This window comes from Bacteroides sp. (assembly GCF_052357945.1).
GTDB lineage: Bacteria > Bacteroidota > Bacteroidia > Bacteroidales > Bacteroidaceae > Bacteroides.
The window spans coordinates 24,250-44,565 of sequence record NZ_DAWCXD010000005.1 but is presented as its reverse complement, the minus strand read 5'-3'; the positions used below and the strand labels follow the sequence as shown (position 1 = coordinate 44,565).

Annotated in this window: 10 protein-coding genes; all 10 read left to right on the top strand. The window is 42.8% G+C overall.

Going from position 1 to position 20,316, the window contains the following annotated elements; genetic code table 11:
* The first annotated feature begins 2 nt into the window (after window positions 1-2).
* The 10 genes from ACT8YW_RS02625 to ACT8YW_RS02580 all read left to right on the top strand — a co-directional run bounded on the left by ACT8YW_RS02625 (window position 3) and on the right by ACT8YW_RS02580 (window position 20,307).
* Window positions 3-2,639, top strand: coding sequence for a family 78 glycoside hydrolase catalytic domain (locus tag ACT8YW_RS02625; RefSeq protein ID WP_444103890.1), 2,637 nt, complete (start codon window positions 3-5; stop codon window positions 2,637-2,639).
* A 120-nt stretch (window positions 2,640-2,759) separates the two neighbouring features.
* Window positions 2,760-5,162 carry a glycoside hydrolase family 2 protein gene (locus tag ACT8YW_RS02620; RefSeq protein ID WP_444103889.1) on the top strand — a complete coding sequence of 801 codons (2,403 nt, stop codon included), beginning with the start codon at window positions 2,760-2,762 and terminating at the stop codon, window positions 5,160-5,162.
* Window positions 5,163-5,167: 5 nt separating this feature from the next.
* Window positions 5,168-6,136 (top strand): ROK family protein, encoded by a 969-nt coding sequence (locus ACT8YW_RS02615; RefSeq protein WP_321019572.1) that lies wholly within the window; start codon window positions 5,168-5,170, stop codon window positions 6,134-6,136.
* 5 nt (window positions 6,137-6,141) lie between these two features.
* On the top strand, window positions 6,142-6,720 hold the full coding sequence (locus ACT8YW_RS02610) for an SIS domain-containing protein (RefSeq protein WP_444103888.1): 579 nt from the start codon (window positions 6,142-6,144) through the stop codon (window positions 6,718-6,720).
* 22 nt (window positions 6,721-6,742) lie between these two features.
* Complete coding sequence (locus tag ACT8YW_RS02605) at window positions 6,743-8,344, top strand: hypothetical protein (protein WP_444103887.1); 1,602 nt, start codon at window positions 6,743-6,745, stop codon at window positions 8,342-8,344.
* Window positions 8,345-8,480: 136 nt separating this feature from the next.
* A complete protein-coding gene (locus ACT8YW_RS02600; protein WP_444103886.1) occupies window positions 8,481-9,635 on the top strand; it encodes an MFS transporter in 1,155 nt (384 codons plus the stop codon).
* A gap of 12 nt (window positions 9,636-9,647) precedes the next feature.
* Complete coding sequence (locus ACT8YW_RS02595; protein ID WP_444103885.1) at window positions 9,648-11,747, top strand: glycoside hydrolase family 36 protein; 2,100 nt, start codon at window positions 9,648-9,650, stop codon at window positions 11,745-11,747.
* Window positions 11,744-15,253 carry an alpha-galactosidase gene (locus ACT8YW_RS02590; protein WP_444103884.1) on the top strand — a complete coding sequence of 1,170 codons (3,510 nt, stop codon included), beginning with the start codon at window positions 11,744-11,746 and terminating at the stop codon, window positions 15,251-15,253. The genes ACT8YW_RS02595 and ACT8YW_RS02590 overlap by 4 nt, the downstream gene beginning before the upstream one ends.
* 37 nt (window positions 15,254-15,290) lie before the next feature.
* Complete coding sequence (locus ACT8YW_RS02585) at window positions 15,291-17,039, top strand: hypothetical protein (protein WP_122136514.1); 1,749 nt, start codon at window positions 15,291-15,293, stop codon at window positions 17,037-17,039.
* Window positions 17,040-17,067: 28 nt separating this feature from the next.
* Window positions 17,068-20,307, top strand: a complete 3,240-nt coding sequence (locus ACT8YW_RS02580; protein WP_444103883.1) for a SusC/RagA family TonB-linked outer membrane protein — start codon at window positions 17,068-17,070, stop codon at window positions 20,305-20,307.
* Window positions 20,308-20,316 lie beyond the last annotated feature (9 nt).

The following is a 20,316-nucleotide window of genomic DNA, read 5'->3' as shown; positions in this document are numbered from 1 at the left end:
TTATGAAGTTCCAAATTAAAAATGAAAAATACATGCTGGCTCTATTAGGACTTCTAGTATGGGCATGTAGCAGTAACAACATTGATATTGAAAATATGCGATGTGAATATCAAATTTCTCCGATTGGTATTGATTCACCAGCACCGCGTTTTACTTGGAATTACACAACCAATAATGAAGATGCAACAGAGTTTTCTCAAGACAGCTATCAGCTATATATCGCCACCCGGGAACAAGATTTGAGAAACTCATCCGATAATAGCTGGCAATCTGACACTATTTACTCTGACACTCCTCATGCGACCTATCAAGGATCAGAAAAATTGAAATCCAGAACTCGTTATTACTGGCAAGTAATAGCATGGGATAAAACAAAGGAACATCAGATTATCTCTCCTATATCCAGTTTTGAAACAGCTCTACTCAACCAAAGTGACTGGACAGGAGTATGGATTACTGATAATCATGATAAAGATTATACGCCAGCGCCCATGTTGCGCAAGTCGTTTATCGCTCAAGATGATATACAACAAGCAAGATTATATGTAAGTGCCGCTGCATATTATAAAATGACATTAAATGGTAAATCAATAACATCATCACATCTCAATCCGGGTTTTACTCATTATGATAAAAGAAATCTGTATAACACATACGACGTCACTTCACAACTGCTCAAAGGAGAGAACGTACTATCTGCAATACTTGGGAACGGATTCTACAACGAATCGGCCCCTGTAGCAACATGGAGCTATGAGCAAGCCCGCTGGCGTAACCGCCCAAGAATGATCTGCGAAATGGAGATATTATATAAAAATGGAGAAAAGCAAACCATCCATTCAGATTCTACTTGGAAAACGAGTACTGGTCCTTATATACAAAACAATATTTATAGTGGTGATACCTATGATGCATGTCTTGCAATTGCTGGATGGGACAAACCGGGTTTTGATGACTCTAGATGGACAAATGCAATTCAGGTGGCTGCCCCTTCTCCCCTACTAATATCACAAAGCATGCCTGCTATTGAAACGGAACAATTTATCACTCCAATCAATATGCGTTCTTTTGGTGATACAGCCTATGTATACGATTTTGGAGTTAATATGTCAGGGGTCTGTACTCTTTCTATCAATGGCAAGAAAGGCACTAAAGTCAGTATGCAACACGGCGAATTGCTAAAAGATAACGGACGCTTGGAAATGCGCAACTTAGATATTTACTACAAACCATTACCTGGCCTCGCTTTTCAAACAGACACTTATATATTGGACGGAAAACAAGGTACATTCACTCCAGATTTTACATATCATGGATTTCAATATGTAGAAGTGCGTTCAGATCGTCCTGTAAAACTTACAAAAGAGAGCTTAACCGCTCAATTCATACATACGGCTGTTCCTCCTGTTGGTAAATTCAGTTGTTCAAATGAACTATTAAATAAAATATGGAAAGCTGCTAATCAATCATACTTATCAAATCTGATGAGTATTCCGACTGACTGTCCCCAACGAGAGAAAAATGGATGGACTGCCGATGCACACATAACAATGGATTTAGGATTATTAAACTTCGATGGTATTACTTTCTATGAAAAATGGCTGGATGATATGATTGATAATCAAAATGAAGAAGGACGTATATCGGGAATCATTCCTAGTTCCGGATGGGGCTATGATGACTGGATAGGTCCTGTATGGGATGCTGCCATGTTTATCGTGCCAATGGCAATTTACCACTACTATGGAGATACAAGAAGCATCGAAAAACTATGGCCTGTATGTACCAAATACCTTGCCTACCTCGCAGGACGCGAGGACGCGGAAGGAACCGTAACTTACGGAATTGGTGACTGGGTATTCCATAAAACACAAACCCCTACAGAATTCACCACTACCTGCTATTATTATTTAGACAATCTGTATATGGCTAAATTTGCAGAACTCATTGGAAAAGATGGTAGTAGTTATGCTAAGAAAGCAGAAGAATTGAAATTGCTTATCAATCACAAATACTTCGACACATCCAAAGCTATTTATGCCAATGGTTCGCAAGCAGCACAAGGAGTTGCCTTATACCTTGGAATCGTTCCTAAAGAATACGAACAGCAGGTTGCAAATAATCTTTCTACGATGATAAAAGCCAATAAAAACCTGCTCGATTTTGGAGTTTTAGGCAGTAAAACAGTCCTGCGGATGCTTTCCAAATATGGATATGCTGACTTGGCATATCAGATGGCCGCACAAGAAGAAGCTCCATCTTGGGGCAATTGGATAAAACAAGGTTTCACTACACTAGCAGAAACATGGATACTTTCACCTGAATTTAGAGATGCCTCCGTAAATCACATGTTTCTTGGAGACATTAATGCATGGATGTACAATATATTGGCAGGCATTAATTATGATGAACAGAAACCCGGATTCAAACATATTCTTATCCAACCTCATTTCGTAAAAGGTCTTGACTGGGTAAAAGCAGAATATAAATCTGTAAACGGAATCATTCGTTCTGAATGGGAACGTAAAGGAGAACAAGTGATTCTCAAAGTCACGATCCCAGTCAATACGAATGCAACAGTAGAATATAATGGTAAAAAGATAGATTTAAGTTCAGGAAAACATCAACTCACATTTTAATTGAAAAAAAAGAAAGGAGGTTTAATAGAGATATAAAGAAGCAAAAATGAGACCGTTATGTAATACTATAAAAATATAACACTAGTTACTTTGTCACACCATCAATCAAATCTATTAACAATGAATAAAATCAGTACACTGCTATTTTTGATATTTCTCACTTGTACAAGTGGTGTTTTTGCCGATTCCGGTAGTTCCATCTCCTTAAATGGAACATGGGAACTCTCTTATTGGATGCAACCTGAAGAACCTATAACTTCGCCCAAGGACATACAACTAGCTGAAGTGAAACATCTATCAGCCCAAGTCCCCGGTAATGTAGAACTAGACCTAATGGCTGCCAGCTTAATTAAAGATCCGATGATTGGCAGTAATGTAAATGAATTACGCAAATGGGAAGGCTATCAATGGTGTTATTCCAAATCATTCGTAGCGCCACAACTAAAACCAGGACAACAATATCAACTCTTCTTTGCCGGAATAGACTGTCTGGCCGATATATGGCTGAATGGAAAGCACATTGGCAAAGCAGAAAATATGATGATTGAACATGCTTTTGATGTAACTAAAGAAATAAAAGCAGGAGAAAGCAATCAACTCCAAGTGATACTCCGTTCATCTGTTATTGAAGGACAAAAACATCTGTTAGGGACATTCAGTATTGGAAACTTCCCGTCTGAAGAATCCGTATTCATCAGAAAAGCTCCGCACACCTATGGATGGGACATTCTGCCACGATTAGTCAGTGCAGGTTTGTGGAGAGATGTAGAATTACGCTTATTGAATCCGGCACGTCTCACAGATGTTCACTATATGGTCGCCAATGTAGACACTGCTACCAGAAATGTACGTTTGTATACTGATGTACAAGTAAAACTACCTTTCGAAAAGTTCGACAAAGTGAAAGCCGTATATACATTAAGTCGCCATGGGAAAGAAATATATAAAGGAAGCTCTGTTGTCGTTTCCCCAGCATTCCGATATATAATGGAAATCAAGAATGCTGATTTATGGTGGCCAAGAGGATATGGAGAACCGGCTTTATATGATGCAAAAGTAGAGTTAGTAGATTCTGACGGCACTATTTTATCAACAGATAATAAACGGGTAGGCCTCCGCACGATTCAACTAGACATTACAGACATCAACCTCCCACCGGATCATCCGGGTAAATTCTGTTTCATAGTCAATGGAGAACCTATTTTTATTCACGGAACCAATTGGGTACCCATGGATGCACTCCATAGCCGGGATCATTCTTTCGTAGACGAATCTATCCGCATGGCTGTAGAATTAAACTGCAATATGATACGTTGTTGGGGTGGCAACGTGTATGAAGATCATCATTTCTTTGATTTATGCGATGAAAACGGCATTATGGTATGGCAGGATTTTACGATGGGATGCACTTTCTATCCTCAACGCAGCTCATTTACACAAGCATTGGAAGAAGAGGCCATTTCTGTTGTATGCAAGTTACGTAATCATCCATCACTCGTTTTATGGTCAGGAAATAATGAAGACGATTGTGCACTGCGCTGGTCTTTGCAACCATTTAATATTAATCCAAATCAGGATGTAGTTAGCCGCAAGGTCCTTCCAGCAGTTATTTATGAGTTTGACCCTACTCGCCCTTATCTTCCCAGCTCTCCTTACTACAGCCAAGCGGTATATGAAAGAGGAAGTGCTGACCAATATTTACCAGAAAACCATTTATGGGGTCCCAGAGGATATTACAAAGACAAATTCTATACGGATGCTACCTGCTGCTTTGTCAGTGAAATCGGCTATCACGGCTGCCCTAATTTAGAAAGTCTCCAGAAAATGATGACGAAAGATGCCGTATATCCCTGGACAAAAAATCATGAATGGAATGATGAATGGGTTACCAAATCTGTTCGTAGATTCCCAGAATGGGGAAAGACATTCGATCGCAATAATCTTATGATTAATCAGGTACGTTTACTTTTTGGTGAAGTTCCCTCCAAACTGGATGATTTTATATTCGCTTCTCAATCCGTACAGGCAGAAGCTATGAAATATTTCATAGAAATGTGGCGTGGAAAGAAGTTTGACGACAAGACTGGTATTATCTGGTGGAACCTGCGGGATGGATGGCCAGTGATCTCTGATGCGATTGTTGACTACTACAATTCAAAGAAGATGGCATATTATTTCATCAAGAATGTTCAACAGGATGTTTGTGTACTAATCAATGATGCAGAAGGCGGAAATTACCCACTGATAGGAACGAATGACACACGCAACGTACAAAGTGGTAATGTAACGGTAACAGATGCATCCTCAGGACGTAAAATCTATGAGAGCACTTTCCGTATTCCAGCCAATCAAAAGGTCAGAATAGCCTCACTACCGGAAGAAAGCGGTCAAGGAATCTATCTGATCCAATACCAGATCGGTAATCAGAAATTCATGAATCATTACCTATACGGCAAGGCACCTTTCAACTTGAAAGAATACAAGCGGCTGTTACAAAAAACCGGATTATACGCTAAAAAATAATAGTTATGAAAGAGAACTTGTTAGGAATTGACGTAGGAGGCACCAAATGCGCCATCATCTACGGTATCAAAGAAAACGACGAGCTACATATCATCGACAAAAAGAAATTTGATACGACCACAGTCGACGAAACAATAGCCAGAATTCTCTGTGAAACCGAAAAGATGATGAACCTCCACCAGCTAACCCCTACTAACACAAAAGCGATTGGAATCTGTTGCGGAGGTCCTCTCAACAGTGAAACAGGCATCGTGATGTCTCCCCCTAACCTACCGGGATGGGACAACATCCCCATTGTGGCAATGGTGGAAAAAAAGACGGGCATTAAAACCAGTCTACACAATGATGCCAATGCCTGTGCTTTGGCCGAATGGAAGTTCGGGGCAGGAAAAGGAACTAAGAATATGGTCTTTCTCACATTCGGTACGGGACTGGGAGCTGGATTAATATTAAATGGCAAACTGTATACGGGCACCAATGACAATGCTGGAGAACTGGGACACATCCGCCTGTCGGATTTCGGTCCGGTAGGTTACGGTAAAAAGGGCTCTTTTGAGGGATTTGCCAGCGGTGGAGGTATTGCTCAACTCTCCAAAATGTATGTGATGGAGAAATTGCAGACCGGACAGAAAGTTGAATGGTGTACCTTACAGGAACTAGATCAGCTTACTGCCCGAAAAGTGGCTGAAGAAGCTGCCAAAGGTGATAAATTAGCCCAAAGCATATATGAGACGTCTGCCATTTATCTGGGAAAAGGATTATCCATGGTGATCGATATCTTGAATCCGGAAGTCATTGTGATAGGTGGCATCTATACCCGGAATAAAAATATGATGGAACCCATCATGCAAAAGATAATCGACCAGGAGGCATTATCCTGTGCAAACAGAGTATGTAAAGTGAAACCAGCCGCTTTGGGAGAGCAGATAGGAGATTATGCAGCTCTTTCTGTAGCCGCTAACTTAACCGATTAACTATTATGAAAGAGCTTATTGAAACAACACTGGAAGAGGCTCGGCAAACGTTGGAGAGCTTTCTTAAGGAAACAACAACAGTCGGGGTTATTTCACAGGCAGCCTCTACCTGCGCCGAAGCATTAAAAGCCGGAAATAAGATTATCAGCTGTGGTAATGGAGGTTCTTTATGTGACGCCACCCACTTTGCAGAAGAACTAACCGGACGTTACCGCAACAACCGCATCCCGCTACCGGCAATTGCAATCAATGACCCGGCTTACATGACCTGTGTGGGAAATGATTTTTCGTTCAACGAGATCTTCTCCCGCTATGTAGAAGCTATGGGATGTAAGGGAGATGTATTATTGGCCATCAGCACAAGCGGACATTCCGAGAACATACTGAAAGCTGCCGTACAAGCACACAACAATGGAATGAAAGTGATAGCGCTGACTTCAAAAGGAGAGAATGAACTGTCACGACTGGCAGACATTGCAGTCTGCGCCCCACGAGCAGCACATTCCGACAGAATACAAGAAATTCATATCAAAGTTATCCACATTCTGATTCAGGCAATTGAGGCAGAATTAGGCTTTGAATAATAACCTACTAAATTTAATCAATATGGCAATGAAAATGACACATATCAGTAAAACTCTATTGAGTATTGTTTGCACACTTTGGGGAATGTCCGCCTGCTCGGATGATTATAACAAATATGACGATTGCCCGACTTGCAACTATTATCCTGTTGCAGTAGGGAATTCAACAGGAACTCCGGTTCATGCTATCGGTGTCGAGATGGATCCGCACTTCTTCTCACAAAACATCACCCGCAATGATGGTTCAAAGGCTGAAGATTGGGAAAATATAGTTGTACAACGGGTAAAGAAAATGAAAGTACAACAATTCCGAATCATGATACAGCCACAATGGTGGGAACCCTCCAATGACAACAACGATCCTAATGTCGCGGATATGAGCAAATTCACTTTTGATTCGGAAGAAATGCAGTCTGTATACAAAGTATTGGATCTGGCCCAGGAGAATAATATCGGAGTGACATTAGTCGTATGGGGAGCCATTACCAATATCGACTTACTATCTGGCATTAACAATGGTCAAAAGCATTTCTTGTGTGATGCACGAAGTTATAACGTTAATCCGGGTTGGATTGCCGGTATAGATAACTATGAAGAATTTGCTGAAAACTTCTCCACAATGGTGAAATACCTGATTGAAGAAAAGCATTATACCTGTATCAATCAAATTACTCCATTCAATGAGCCTGACAGTCATATAGCAGGTTACGGCCGCATCATGTGGCAAGGTGATTTTGAAACCATGGGTTGGCAGGACACCTACGCCCCCATGGTGAAAGCACTGGATGCCAAGTTTAAAGCAGATGGAATACGCAGTAAGGTACACTTCAACCTTTCTGACAATACAGACGGTACACCCGGATATATCGCTGCCTGTGTTTCCGCTTTCACAAACGATGAAGTCGACCTGTATAACTCTCATGTATACAAGTTTGACTACAACACCCCTAATTCGACTCTCGTAAATTGGGAACGTCAAAATATAGCTTCTGCAGGAGGTAAAAGACATTTTGTTGGAGAATTCGGTTTCCCTGGATACGGAAGTGCCCGTCAATATGGTATAGACACATATACGCGAGGGGTACAGCTAATCCGCGTTGCTCTGAACTATCTGAATGCCGGTGCTTGCGGAGTAAGCTACTGGAGTCTGATCGATCAATATTATAACCGCAATGCCTCCTATTCGGAAATGCAGCAACTCGGTTTATGGAAATATCTAAAATCCGCTTATACCGAAGACCCAGATGTATATTCCAAAATCAAGGAAGACTACGAGGTACGTCCTCAATACTATGCATATAGTCTGTTGACACGTTTTGTCCGCCAGGGCGACGAAGTATATCCATTGGATCTCGGCGACGAGTTGATAGCCGGAAGTGCTTTTCTCAACACAGAGGGAAAATGGACGTATGTACTTTCCAACGCTACAGACAAAGACAAGATGATACAGTTGGAAAATGATAAAGAAGGTGCCAATGGAGAATACAATGTCTACAAATATATGGAAGGACGCCTACCGGAAGGTGATAATCTGATAGAATCAACAGAAACGGTCAACACGCAAGAGAATAACCTAAAACTTAAATTATCTCGTTCATCAATCAGGGTATTAGTACAAAAATAGAAGTATATATACCCCATTTAGTGGGGATATATATACACCGTATTGGGCATATATATTCACCATGCTAGCCATATATATCCACCGTGCTGGATATATATGCCCACCAACCAAGTAATTTATCATCAAAAGTACACGAATGAAAAAAGAAATATCCATAGTAAAAATGCTCTCCGTCATGTTCGGATTCTTCGTTATGGGATTTGTTGACATTGTCGGGATAACCACGAGCTATGTGAAGAATGATTTCAGCCATCTCACCGATACGATGGTTAATCTCATCTCTCTATCCTGTTTCTTGTGGTTCCTAGTGCTTTCTATTCCCACCGGAATGTTAATGAATCGCATCGGACGCAAGAAAACCGTACTACTTAGCTTCGCATTCCATGTATTAGCCATGTGCCTTCCACTCGTTGCATACGACTTTACCGCCATATTAATCGCATTTGCCTTGATAGGTATCGGTAACACTCTATTGCAAGTTTCACTCAATCCATTAGTAACGGATGTCGTTGCAAACGAGAAGTTGACAGGTACATTAACCCTAGGACAATTTGTCAAAGCAGTCAGTTCATTCCTGGGTCCTATCCTGGCAGCTTGGGTGACTGGTAGTTTTTTCGGATGGAAAATGATATTCCCCATTTATGCCGGACTGTCACTGCTCGCTTTGATATGGCTATGGCTTACGCCTATACAAGAAAAACAACAGGAACGGAAGAACATTTCTTTTAAAGTCACTCTTGAATTATTCAAAGACAAATACATTCTTGCTTTCTTTATCGGTATTCTCGTGCTGGTAGGTGTAGACGTAGGTATCAATATGACTTTCCCTAAATTCCTGATGGAACGTTGCGATCTACCACTGACAGATGCAGGAATGGGAAATAGTGTGTATTTCTTCGCCCGCACTGTAGGAGCCTTTTGGGGTGGTATCCTACTGATGAAATATTCAGAAAGTAAATTCTATATTTATAGCGTCTGGATAGCTCTCGCAGGATTGATACTGATGACCATTAGCACTAATCTCTGGTTTATCCTCGGATGTGTAGCAGTTTTCGGGATAGGATATGCCAATCTGTTTTCCATCATCTTCTCTCTGTCTTTGAAACGTGTTCCCGAGAAAGCGAACGAAGTATCTGCACTTCTTATCGTCGGTGTATCCGGCGGTGCCGTCCTCCCGCCTATTTTAGGAATAATCACTGATTCATTCCACAGTCAGTTATCTGCAATTATAGTACTTGCCATTGTATGGTGCTATCTGATCGGAATAATGAGAAAAGTAAAAACCACATAAACCTATATTCTAATGAAACATTTCAAGAAAATCGAATCGAAATTCCTGTTCTCATTACTGATTATGAGTGTGTGGAGCATCATAGCCGTGGGTCAGACGACGGCTAAAATCTCCAAACACATTCCTGAAATCGAAAAATGGATTCAGAAACAATTCGCTAAAGGAAAAACACCTCCGTTCTCGTTTATATGTGACGGGAAACCTTCTGGAGAATTTATCCGCCAATGGGACTATTCCCAGCAAAAGATAGAATCCGGAGAAGCGGATGTGATAAAGTATCTCTTCACCTACTACAATCCTACCAACGGACTGAAAGTAGAATGTACCGTAAAAGGCTATCCCAGTTATCAGGCTGCCGAATGGGTATTGAACTTCACCAACAAAGGTACGGGCAACTCTCCCATTCTGGAACAAGTGAAAGTAGTGGACCTTGCCATGCAATACGCCTCTAAAGGAGAATTCAAGTTACACTATGCAGACGGAAACCATATCTCCAAATATGATTTCCATCCACGTTCGGTTACTCTGGCAACGGGTGAAACCAAACAGATGTCTCCACAAGGAGGACGCTCTTCAGAAGGGGACTATCTTCCTTTCTTCAACATTGAATCACCTGCCGGACAGGGAGTCATATTAGGAGTAGGCTGGTCGGGCACCTGGTATGCAGATGTATGCGCACAAGATAATCGTACAATATCCATGGCTTCGGGAATGAAAACCATGAAATTATACTTACGTCCACAGGAAACAATTCGTACCCCAAGTATTAGTCTGATGTTTTGGGAAAATATCGACCGGATGGCAGGACACAATAAATTCCGCCGTTTTGTCCTGGCACACAAGTCACGGAAAATCAACGGAAAATTTGCCGAATATCCTCTTTCTAGCGGATTCAACTATCGGGACCCCGCACCTTGTACGGAATACTCATGCCTGACAGCCGATTATGCCATTGCCATGGTGAAACGTTACATACAGTTCGGATTGAAGCCCGAAGTATTCTGGCTGGATGCCGGATGGAACACCGATGCTGCAGACTTCGAACATGGCAAGACCTGGGCCAACACAGCCGGCAACTGGACTGTAGATACATTGCGCTTCCCCAAAGGACTTCGTCCTGTAGCCGACGAAATACACAAAGTAGGAGCTAAATTCATGGTCTGGTTCGAACCCGAGCGTGTCATCCGTGGTACCCAATGGGCAGTAGAACACCCCGACTGGATGCTCGACATTCCCGAACACAACAATGACACCTACCTACTGTTCGATCTGGGAAATCCGGAAGCCTGCCACTGGATGAGTAAATATATAGGCGATATGCTCGAAGAAAACGGCATAGACTATTACCGTCAGGATTTCAATATGCAGCCGGATATCTACTGGGCAGCCAACGATGAGCCCGGACGTACAGGAATGAAAGAGATACGACACATCGAAGGACTATACTACTTCTGGGATTATCTGCTGAACCGATTCCCGAACCTGCTCATAGACAACTGTGCCAGTGGGGGACGACGTATTGACTGGGAAACAATCGGCCGAAGCGCACCACTATGGAGGAGTGATTATTATCATTACGACGATCCGGACGGCTACCAATGTCACACGTATGGCCTGAATTTCTTCCTGCCTTTACATGGAACAGGTAGTTTACAGACCGATCCGTATTCTTTCCGCTCAAGCGTCAGCACAGCTTTGATTTATAACTGGAAAATAACCGATAAAAATGCCTCCGTTTACGAAATGCAACGTTGTCTGAAAGAATTCCACGAAATCAGACCTTACTATTACGAAGATTATTACCCACTGACGGGTACAGAAGACATGACGCGGGATAATATCTGGCTAGCCTATCAAATGCATCGTCCGTCGGACGACAGTGGTATTATCGTTGCTTTCCGCAGAACCGCCTCCAAAGACAAAAAAATCACCGTCAGACTTTCAGGAGTGGATCCGGGAAAATACTATACAGTGACAGACATGGATAGCCGACAGAGCAAAATCTATCAGGGAAAAGAACTGACCAGTCAGTTGCCACTGATCCTCGAAAAGCCACATAGTTCCTTATTACTAAAATATAAAGTTACCAACGAAAAACCGAATAAAGAATGAAAAAAAGAATACTATATTATCTATTCATTCTGCTTCTCTTCCCTCATAATGGAACAGGACAGACGGTAGCCCGCATGAGCGACCGCCCGGTAAACACCAGCCAATGGATAACCACCCACTTTGCCCGCGGTGTGGTCCCTCCTTTCTCTTTCGAATATGAAGGTAAACCTTCACAGGAATTTATCAAAAGCTGGTCTTATACGGCTACGCGTCAGAAAAGTGACGATCCCAAGGTTCTGAAATGCCTTTATACTTATCGTGAACCATCCGGAGGATTAAAAGTAGAATGTGAAGTGAAAGGCTTTACCGACTTCAATACGGTGGAATGGGTACTCCGTTTCACCAACCAGGGAAAGAAAAATACGCCGGAGATTGCCAACGTAAAAGTGTCTGATATCACATTCCGCTACCAGCATCCGGGAGCATTCAACCTTCATCATTCCGAAGGCAGCCATGCATCCAAATCAGATTTCAGCCAGCAACTTACAATCTTGTCTCCGGGTGATAATCTTTATATGAGACCGGAAGGTGGACGCTCTTCACAAATGCGTATGCCATTCTTCAATATTGAATCTCCGGCCAATCAAGGAGTTATCGTAGCCATCGGATGGACAGGAACCTGGTTTGCCGATGTGCGCTGTGCAGACCAGCAAAGCGTAGCGCTTACCTCCGGAATTGAACGTTTGAAAACCTATCTGTATCCGGAAGAGAGCATCCGCACTTCCAGTGTATGCCTGTCATTCTGGAACGGTTCCGACCGGATGAAAGGACACAACCAGTTCCGCCGTTTCGTGCAAGCCCACCACACTTGGAAAGTAGGTGGTAAACCGACCGTATATCCAATATCGACCAGTTTCAACTACGGTGATCCTACTCCCTGTAATGAATATACCTGCCTGACTACAGATTATGCCATTGCTATGGTGAAACGGTATGAACAATTCAAATTAGTACCCGAAGTATTCTGGCTGGATGCCGGATGGTACAATCACTCTGCAGATGTAGCCAATCATAAGAATTGGGCGAACACCGTAGGAAACTGGACCGTCGACTCTATTCGTTTCCCCGAAGGATTACGCCCCATCGCCGACGAAGTGCATAGAGTTGGTTCCAAGTTCATGGTATGGTTTGAACCGGAGCGTGTTATGAAAGGCTCAGCTTGGGCACTGCAACACCCTCAATGGATGTTGGATGCCAGAGGAAAAGCCAAACAGGAAGACTGGACAAGAGATGGTGAGCACGACTCTTATCTATTCAATCTCGGAAATCCGGAGGCATGTCGATGGATGAGTAAATATATCGGAGACTTCCTCGAAGAAAATGGCATAGACTACTACCGCCAGGATTTCAATATAGAGCCGGAAGGTTTCTGGGCTGCCAATGATGAACCTGGCAGACAAGGTATCTGCGAAATCCGATACATTGAAGGACTTTATTCTTTCTGGGAATATCTGCTGAACCGCTTTCCGGGCTTGCTGGTTGATAATTGTGCCAGTGGCGGACGCCGTATTGACCTCGAAAGTATCTCACGCAGTGCACCGATGTGGAGAACAGACTACAGTTATGGAGAACCAATCGGTTATCAATGCCATACTTACGGATTGAACTTATACCTTCCCCTGCATGGTACAGGAACTGTGAGTGCCGACAAATTCACTTTCCGTTCCAGCCTCGGAACCTCTATTATCTACAACTGGAAAATAACCGAAGCCGGACAATCCATCTATGATATGCGCGACCGCCAGGCAGAGTTCAAAGAACTCCGTCCCTATTTCTATGAAGATTACTATCCGTTGAGTGGAATAAACAACATTACTTCGGAAAATATCTGGCTAGCATACCAACTTTATCGTCCGTCGGATGACAGCGGATACATCGTAGCTTTCCGTCGCAAAGACAATCCGGACAAGAGCTATACTGTCAATTTATCAGGGCTACACCCTGACCACACTTATATACTCACCAATAAAGATACAGGAGAAGCTATAAAGAAAACTGGTAAAGAACTGGCTAACGGCTTCACGCTGACACTGGATAACCCGCAAAGTAGTCTGATAATCAAATACCAAAGTTCAACAACTGCCATACAGAAACTTTCTGTAGGAAAGAAAACCGGTGTAAAGCTCCGTGCTATAGGTGCAGAACTAGATCCCCACTTCCTCTCACAAAATGTGACCCGCAATGATGGAGCCAAAGCTGAAGACTGGGAGCGCATCGTTGTGAAACGTGTCAAAGAAATGGGACTGCAAAGCTTACGGGTGATGGTGATGCCACAATGGTATGAGCCAAAGAATGACAATCCGGATGCATCCAAAATCGACTGGCATAATTTCACTTTCAACTCTGTAGAAATGCAATCACTCTACAAAGTATTGGATATGGCACAAGAACAGAAAATGGAAGTCACCCTTGTACTTTGGGGAGCCCCTCCGGGACATTTCCTGGCCGAAGGGAATTATGGTAACTGGGTAGTAGCCCCGACTAACTATGAAGAATGGAGCGAGAACTTTTCCGCACTTGTACAACACCTGCTCAACAACAAAAAATACACGTGCGTCAAAGAGATTACTCCGATCAACGAACCAGATTGGTCATATATCATCAAAGGTAAAGCTGCTCCCACCGCCGACTATATTGAAATGTGTAAAGTACTCGACAGACGTTTCAAAGAGGATGGAATACGAAATAAAGTACATTTCAGTCTTTCTGACAATTCAGACGGAGGTACAGGAACGCCTAAATATCTGGCAGCCTGCACGAAAGGACTGGCGAACGTTGCTGACGTATTCAACTCCCACACCTATATCTTCGGCTACGAAACTCCGAACTCCACAATTCTGGATTGGGAAAAACAAAACTCTCAATTGGCCTCTTCAGTTGGAAAAGCCCATTTCATCGGTGAATTCGGAGGTAATCAATGCGTAGGTGCCACCAGACAAAAAGATATCGACTTGTATGAACGAGGAGTACTCATGACACGCATAGTCATCAATCTACTCAATGCAGGAGCAAGCGGTGTTAGCTATTGGAGCCTGATAGACCAATACTATGGTAAGGATGCAGACTACGGAGCAATGCAGCAACTGGGTTTATGGAAGTATGTAAAGAAAACATACGCTTCGGAGCCATACTACAACGATATCAAAAGTGATTACGAGGTACGCCCGCAGTACTATGCCTATTCTCTGTTGACACGTTTCATACGCCCGGGAGCTGAAATCCATCCGATAGCAACACCGGAAGAATGGTATGCAGGAACTGCTGTTCGAAACACAAATGGCAAATGGGTATATGTTTTCGCCAATGGAATGGACCAGGAGAAAACAATAAGCCTCATCAACGAACATACGCAAGCCAAAGGGAATTATCAGGTTTACCGTTATATCAAAGACGGTTTACCTACCACAGACCAAATGTTGGCTCCGGACGCCCAGCCTCTCAAAGTGAACGATAAAATTCTATGTTTACTTCCGGCTCATTCTGTGATCGTCTTAAAACAAGAATAACTATGTACTCTATTTATTCATTAAACAAATAGTATTTATGAAAACACATTTCTACATTTTATTAATGCTTGGAATGGTATTCCTTTTGGGATGTGAAGACGAAAAGTTAGGCACAGACCTAGGAGTAACCAATGTAGTGCTTCCGGATATTTCGGAAGAATCCCTGGGCACAGAGATTACCATTCAGGGAAATGGCTTTATCGACTGTGATGTACTGGCTCTTTCTCCCCTTTCAGGAGGTACTGAACAGCCCATCTACATGGAAACCAGAGAAGTAGCATCCGATCATATCACGGTACTTTACCCCTCTACGGCCACCAAAGATTCTTATGGACTTGTATTGGTACGCGGTAGCAAAATGCGAACATTAGGCGTCATCAACAGTACTGTTGGAGTTATGCCCGACGAAAACCTGCGTAATGCCTTGTCTGCTCTTTTCCCTGATATATTTAAAGGAGAAAAGATATCTTCCAGTGCTAAATATGTCACTTTCACTGATGGCACATTAAATATCAGCGATAAAAATATCACTTCTCTGGAGGGACTCGAACATTTCAGCAACATTCGGAAACTGATCTGCAACAATAATGATATCAGTGAAATTCCTGCAGAAGTACTATCCAGACTGTCTGAACTGACTGCACAAAACACTGGTCTGACCAAACTGGAACTAGCCACTTCGGAACAGCCGAACACGACATTGGTATCTCTCAACATAGATGGAAGTACCAAACTAGAATCTGTCGACCTGTATTATTGTTATAACATTGAGAAGTTCTCTGCCCTAAACTGCAAACTGGTATATCTGGATGTACGCAATTACCACAGTATCTATGGCGGATGCCTGAACTACAACAGCACAGACTTCAAATTTACTTTCAGCGATGACGCAAGTAAAGAACGACTCCTGAAAATGGAATCCTGGTGGATGGACTCATACTACAGCAATAGCGGTTCTATCGTAGATGCCATCAATAATGGAGTGACAGTGGAAGGGTACGACTGGATGCACGACTATCCCGATGGAAACAACAACTATTATTACAGTTACGGAAAATATCAGAAGACAATGAAAAAGTACGGAGAAATTCCTGATACCAATCTGCGAAACGCACTCAAAGCATTGGTTCCGGATGTATTCGATGGAGATAAAGTTCTGACAGTGGCTGCTCTGAATACTGAATACTTCAAGAATAACACGACCCTTGATCTTAGCAATAAGGGAATCACTAATCTGGAAGGACTACAATACTTCTGCGGATACAAAAACCTCATTCTGGATGGAAATAATCTGGGAGAAATCGATCTTAGTAAATACGCAATCAGTACCAGCTACACGGCAGGTCCGGTAGATGAGAAAGGAATTCAGACTTTCAGTGCCAAGAATGCAGGATTAACCAAATTCATTTCTGGCGATCAGTATATGATAACCTCTATAGATGTGAGCAACAATCCGGGATTAGCATATCTGGATATAAACCGGTGCAAATCCATCACATCACTAAATGCATCCGGTTGTCCGCTCACTTATGTCGATCTGCGTAATCTGGCAGGTACTTATTCCGTACTAGGTTACTCCGGTGGAGCTGTAGATGCCTCAAAGGTTCAGTTCTCATTTACCAACAGCTCTTCAACTCAAAGAAAGCTATTAGTAGAAGAATGGTGGATGGATAGCCCATGGAACGGCACAAGTCCATGTATTACCGCAAAGAATCAAGGTGTCCGGATAGAACGCTATGAATACATAGGATACGACAAGGATAAAATGTTGAGTTCATTTAATTAGACAGAAAACAATCTTAAACGTTATAGTTATGAAAAGAAGTTATTGGCTATACAAAATGTGCCTGTTGCTTGGGTTGGGAATCTGTATTCCCGTTACAGGAAATGCATCGGATATCGGAGATGCTACCCTGACACAGCAACAGTCTAAAATAACAGCCTCCGGAGTCGTCGTAGACGAGTCCGGTGAAAGCCTGATCGGAGCTTCCGTCATGGAAAAAGGAGCAGCAACGAATGGTACTATTACAGACATAGACGGTCGTTTCTCTTTATCGGTTGCCCCAAACGCTATACTGGAAATCAGTTATGTAGGTTATCAAAAACAGGACATTCCTGCTAAAAAAGACATGCGTATCATCATGCATCCGGACGTAGCGAACCTGGAGGAAGTTGTAGTGGTAGCTTACGGTACCCAGAAAAAGGTTTCCGTCATCGGTTCCGTAGCTTCCATTGATCGAAAAGATTTGATGAAATCCTCATCACCCAACCTAAGTTCCGCTTTATCCGGGAAACTCCCTGGATTGACAACTATCCAGACCTCCGGTGAACCGGGACGTGACGAAGTCACCATGTTCCTGCGTGGTGCTGCCACTACAAACGGAACAAACCCATTAATTATGGTAGATGGAGTAGCTGTAGACGATATGCGATCTATCGACCCAAACGAGATTGCTAATATCTCCGTATTGAAAGATGCTTCCGCAACAGCAGTATTCGGAGTACGTGGTGCCAACGGAGTGATAATGATTACCACTCGTAGAGGTGAAAAAGGAACTGCCCGTATCAGTGCCAATGTAGAGTTCAGCATGCAGGAAATCGCTTTCAAACCCGAACGTCTGGATTCATGGGATTGGGTCAGACTTCGCAATGAAGCACTCGTGAACGACGGAAATTCCGCTGAATTCTTCGGACCGGACATTGATAAGTTCGATTCATGGAAAACAGGCAATCCTGTAGATCCGGATTTTTATCCGAATAATAACTGGCAAGATATTTTGTTCAGAGATTATGCTCCCATGACCAGAGCCAACATGAACGTTTCGGGAGGTTCGGACAAACTTCAATACTTTGTAAGTGCAGGCTATCTGCATCAGGGAGGTATGTTCAACGTAGAACCTAAATCCAAGTTGGGATACAATGCCCAGTCTTCATTAGACCGCTACAACTTCCGCTCAAATATCGACTACAAAGTCAATAAATCGGTAAAAATAAACCTAAACGCTTCCTCTTATCTGGAACGGATCAACGGAACTTCCGCAAGTATGTCAAGTGTATTCAACAGCGCTTTGACCTCACGCCCTACTTCCATGTATCTCACCCCGGAAGGCGCATACGCTACCGATGCTATACGTACTTTCCCTATTGGTGCCGGATTATCCGTAGAAGATCCCGCCAACAATTCATTGAGTGCATATCCGCTAATCAACCGTTCGGGCTATCAACTGGAAACCAGATCGGGAATCAATGTTATCGGAGGAGTAGAAATAGATTTGGGATTTATCACTAAAGGGCTCTCTGTCAAAGGCCAGGTATCTTTCGACTCCAAAGGATTTGGGAAAACAATCGGAAAACGTTCCTATACCTGGTATACGTATCAGACATTAGCTTCAGGAGAGCATTTGTTTATCAATCGCCATCCTAGCCTGGAGGACGAAGACGGCCCGATTGAACTCACAAAGTCTTCCGAATCTTATTGGGTTATGAACTTACAGGGACAAATCAACTATAACCAGACCTTCGCCGGAAAGCATAATGTCACTGCTATGTTTCTAGCTCAACGGGACATCAAAGAATCCAAAGAAACATCCGGTGACCTACTGCTTCCTTACAACGTCATCGGTATTGCCGGACGTGCAACTTATGACTATGACAGACGTTATTTTGCGGAGGTCAACGTAGGTTATAACGGCTCTGAACAATTTTCACCGGACAAACGATTTGGTCTCTTCCCGGCTGCCTCTTTCGGTTGGCTGATTACTAATGAGGGCTTCCTTCAGGATAATCCGGTTTTGACCAATCTGAAGTTAAGAGCTTCTTGGGGAAAAGTTGGTAACGACGCCTTCGGTTCAGCCCGTTTCCTTTATCTGGATAATATCAGTCAATATTCCGTAGTCACCGACAGTAAAGGAGATCATTGGTTATCCCCAAGCTTGGGATATGCTTCCAATGGTTCCGGTTGGGGACAAGGTTACAAGATAGCCGAAAACTACATAGGAAACAAAAGCATCACATGGGAAACAGCTGAAAAACAGAATTATGGTATAGACATATCCTTGTATCATGATCTTTCCTTCTCATTTGACTACTTTGTTGAAAAAAGAAAAAATATTCTGATTATCCCGCAGACTACTCCTATGATTCAAGGTCTTCCCTCATCCGCTCTTCCACTGATGAACGATGGTGAAGTAAAGAATCAAGGATTCGAAATGGTCCTCGGATATCAGAAACAATTCAAAAACGGGCTATCTGTTTCTGCTAATGCAAACTTCAGTTATGCCAAAAACAAAGTATTGGAATATGACGAGCCACTATTAGGTAAGGATTATGCTTATCGCACCCGCACCACCGGCTTCTCATTAGGACAAAACTGGGGATATATCATCGACCACAGCTATGATCCTGAAAAAGGGCGTGACGGCACAGGATTCTTCTATAGCGACGAGAGTATTGCCAAGAGCGGACTGACTTATGAAGGTGTAGGAACACCGGAACCCGGAGACTTTATTTATAAAGATCTCAACGGAGACGGTGTCATCAATGACCGTGACAAGGCTCCCATTGGCTATTCCTCCCTATTGCCTCGCATCAACTACGGTTTCTCTTTATCTGCCAACTGGAAAGGATTCGATGTTTCTATCATGTTGCAGGGAGTAGGCCAATACAGCAAGACTTATTCAGGAGCCGGTATTTATGAAAGCAGCGGCAACTTTTACAAGATGCACATGGAACGTTGGAGCGAAGAACGCTATAATAATCACGAAAAGATTACGTATCCTCGTCTGTCCAGCAGTGGCGGCCCGAGCTTGCAGCCCAACGACTTCTTTATCATGGATGCCTCATATATACGTCTGAAAAATGCAGAAGTAGGATATACATTACCGGAAAGCATCAGCAAGAAAATCGGTGCTTCCAATGTACGTTTCTATTTAAGTGGTAACAACTTGTATACATGGACTCACCTGAAGACTGACAGCTTCGATCCCGAACAAAACAGTCCGGCAGCCTATCCAACAATGCGTACGTACAATGTAGGTTTAAATATTACATTTTAACGGCTAAAA